The following is a 3,339-nucleotide window of genomic DNA, read 5'->3' as shown; positions in this document are numbered from 1 at the left end:
ACACCTGTTCAAGTTCCAACACCTGTTAAACCAATTGAACCTGTTAAAGAAATTGAATATAAAAAAGATGGAAAAACAATAGATTTTATTGAAAAATATAACCCTAAAACGGAAATAAAAATCGAATCAATTCAAACTCACGAAAATGGAAAAATAAAGTGGATTATGAAATTTGATCCAATAACAACAAATATAATTAAAAAAATTGAAATGTCAGCAGATGAAAAATTAGATAAAATAACAGAATATGATCGATTAACAGGAAAAGAAATTGCAATTAAAAATGATATTAAAACATTAATAAATGCTGGGTATAAAGCTAAAGAATTAAAAAATGCTGGTTATACAATTGAGGATTTCCAACAGCTACATATGGGCTATACAGATAAAGATTTAATAAATTTTGGATTTACAGTTAAAGATTTAAGAGATGCTGGGTATGAAACTAGATATTTAAGATATCGTGGATATAAACTTAAAGAATTATATGATGCTGGATTTACAGATGATGAATTAAAAGATGCTGGATTTACAGATGATGAATTAAAAACAATTAAAAAAGTAAATACCGCTATTCCAAAGCAAAATAATAATAATAATAATAATGATGATGATAATGGCGGAAAATTAATTAAATTTTTAGATGGAATGCATAAGGCGGGAACAGTTACATTAAGAGGATTAGGAGGAATGGCTGATGGAGCACTAGATGGCATGAAAATTGGAGCAATAGCGGGAGGAACACTATTAGGAGGTGTACCTAAAATTATATAAAAAAAATAACCCTCTAATATTAATTAGGGGGTTAAAAAAACAGAAAGAGAAATTATTAAATGAAAAAAACAAAAAAAACAAATAATAAAAATGCAAAAATTAAAGAAACTAAAAATAAATTTCGTTTTAGTTCAAAAGATATTTTTTTAACTTATAGTAAATGTTCATTAGGAAAAAATGTCATTCATAATCACATTAAAAATTTAATGAATGAAAAAAAGAAAAACATTATTTATATCATTTCTAATACAGAAAACCATGCGGATCATAAAGAAATTCATACTCATGTTTTGTTACAATTAGAAAAAATATTTCAAACAGAAAATGCAAGATTTTTTGATATTGAAGGATTTCATCCGCGGATTGAAAACGCACAACATATAGAAAAATCAATTGATTATATTAAAAAAGACGGTGATTTTATTGAAAACGGAATACCAAGAATTAAAAAATATGTACGTCAAAATCAAAAAGAGGAACGTAAACAATTAATTTATGATGAAATATTTAGATTAAAAAAAGAATATTATGAAAATGAATCTTTAAAAATAAATAAAATAAGAAAAAATTTAGATGAATTTATGATTAAGATAGATAGAGATTTTTATTTAGAACAAATTGAATTAATAGAAAGAATATTAAAGAAAAAATTTATTAAAAAAGCAGAGGAAAATATGAATGACAATATAAATGAAAATGAAACAGAATCAATTTATGATTTTGATAGTTTTAAAGACAATGAGATAACTAGAAAAATAATTGCGGCTATACAAAAAGAAAAGGACGTTCAACACCGCCCTAGATCTCTTGTTATTGAGGGACTTAGTAGAATCGGAAAAACCGAATTCATAATAAGTTTCCTTAATAAAAACTTAATTCCCTTTAATTATATCAGAGGTAGTCTAGATTTCAGCAAAGAAATTTATAAAAATGAATATAAAATAAATGTATTTGATGATATTTCTATTTTTGAAATTAAAAAACACGGTTTATTAAAAAATATTATCGGTGGTCAAAGAGGATTTAATGCTGATATTAAATATGCCCCAAAGAGACGAATAGCTGGGAATAAATTGAATATTTTTTTATGTAATGAGGACATTTCTTTTGTACGTTTTTGTAAGAAAAACAAAGAAATGGGAGGCAAAGAATATGAATATATAGAAAAAAACTGTATTTTCTTTAATGTTAAAGAAAAATTATATAAAGAAAATGATTAAAAATAAAAAAAGTCACACACATTATAATTTAATTAAATTTAGTCACACACATTCATATCTATGTGACTTTTTTGAATAAGTAAAAATAACCAAAAATCATCATAAAAAAATAGAAATTTCGATAAGGCTCGTCGGGAATCTTATCGACTCGCATACGTTACGCGCAGGAAAATGGTTAAAAATAACAAAAAAATATATCTAAATAATAAAAAGTCACACAAATATGCCTTTGCTTTTCAAGGTTGTGACCCCCCCTATGAATAATGGGGCAAAAAAGAGATAATAAAACCAAAAATAAAAAAACCAATTATTAACATATATAAAGTAGTTACGAATACAATAAATTATATTAAAGTTTGAAAGTCGACGTACTGCTGCGCGAGCTCTAATTCAGCTCTCTTTAAAGATATGTAACGATTGTAGTCCATTATGTCAGATTTTGAAAGTTCACGTGAGGTTAAAGGTGCTTAGCTTAAAACTTAATCCAAAAGAAAATTTATGTATAATGATATCAAAAGGAGTAAAAAATGAAAGTCGATTTAAAACAAAATAGTTGGGAATGGTTCCAACATCGTAAAAATTTTATCAATGCCTCAGAAATAGGTACAATAATGGGACTCAATCCTTATGAAACACAAGAGGATTTAATTAAAAAAAAAATATTCGGCAGTACTTTTATAACTAATGAGGCAGTAGAACATGGTAAAAACACTGAACCAAAAGCTAATTTATTTTTTTGCATTAAAAATAAAAAAAATTATGAACCAGCAGTATTTACAAAAGGTATTTTTTCAGCATCATTAGATGGTTTTAATAAAGAAACCAAAACCATGTTAGAAATAAAATGTCCTTTAAATAAAGACAGTACAGCTTGGAAATCTTTTTATAAAGATGGAATTATACCACCGTATTATTTAGCACAAATTCAATGTGGATTATATTGTGCCGAAATAGATAAAGCTTATTTTTTAGTTTATATCAATGATGATGATTATACAATTAAAAAAGTTGTTTTAGACAAAGAATTTATCGATAAAATGTTAATCGAATGTCAAAAATATAAACAAAAATTAGATAAATATAAAAAAGAATTCGAAAAATAAAATTAAGTAATACCATTTATCAAGTTTATTAATTAACATAGGTTATAGAACGAATTAGATATAAAATATGATAGGTTTTATAATGATAATAAAGAGATTTTTTTAATCCTTTCGGCCATCCCTAACGGCGGGATTTTTTTATAGAAAATAGATAAATATTATATAATTATATATACAAGAGGAAAAATTAACATATGAAATTAAAAAAATAAAAGGAGTTTTAAAAAAAATATCGCAAAGAT

The 3,339-nt window shown here is 24.9% G+C and carries 3 protein-coding genes; all 3 read left to right on the top strand.

Annotation, left to right across the window (positions count from 1 at the left end):
• A partial coding sequence (locus RI68_RS03975; RefSeq protein ID WP_083848783.1) for a DUF2963 domain-containing protein occupies positions 1-774 on the top strand: 774 nt, incomplete at its 5' end.
• A gap of 59 nt (positions 775-833) precedes the next feature.
• Positions 834-1,994 carry a hypothetical protein gene (locus RI68_RS02650; RefSeq protein WP_017193695.1) on the top strand — a complete coding sequence of 387 codons (1,161 nt, stop codon included), beginning with the start codon at positions 834-836 and terminating at the stop codon, positions 1,992-1,994.
• A 527-nt stretch (positions 1,995-2,521) separates the two neighbouring features.
• Complete coding sequence (locus RI68_RS02645; RefSeq protein ID WP_017193694.1) at positions 2,522-3,097, top strand: YqaJ viral recombinase family protein; 576 nt, start codon at positions 2,522-2,524, stop codon at positions 3,095-3,097.
• Positions 3,098-3,339 lie beyond the last annotated feature (242 nt).

It is taken from the genome of Vaccinium witches'-broom phytoplasma str. VAC, assembly GCF_000309405.1.
In the GTDB taxonomy this organism is placed as follows: domain Bacteria; phylum Bacillota_I; class Bacilli_A; order Acholeplasmatales; family Acholeplasmataceae; genus Phytoplasma.
The sequence above is the reverse complement of the archived record's forward strand: the minus strand, read 5'-3'. Positions and strand labels throughout refer to the sequence as shown.

Excerpts from the sequence above, each read along its gene's own strand:
- RI68_RS02650 (WP_017193695.1), top strand. The coding sequence starts at position 834 with ATGAAAAAAACAAAAAAAACAAATAATAAAAATGCAAAAATTAAAGAA.
- RI68_RS02645 (WP_017193694.1), top strand. The coding sequence starts at position 2,522 with ATGAAAGTCGATTTAAAACAAAATAGTTGGGAATGGTTCCAACATCGT.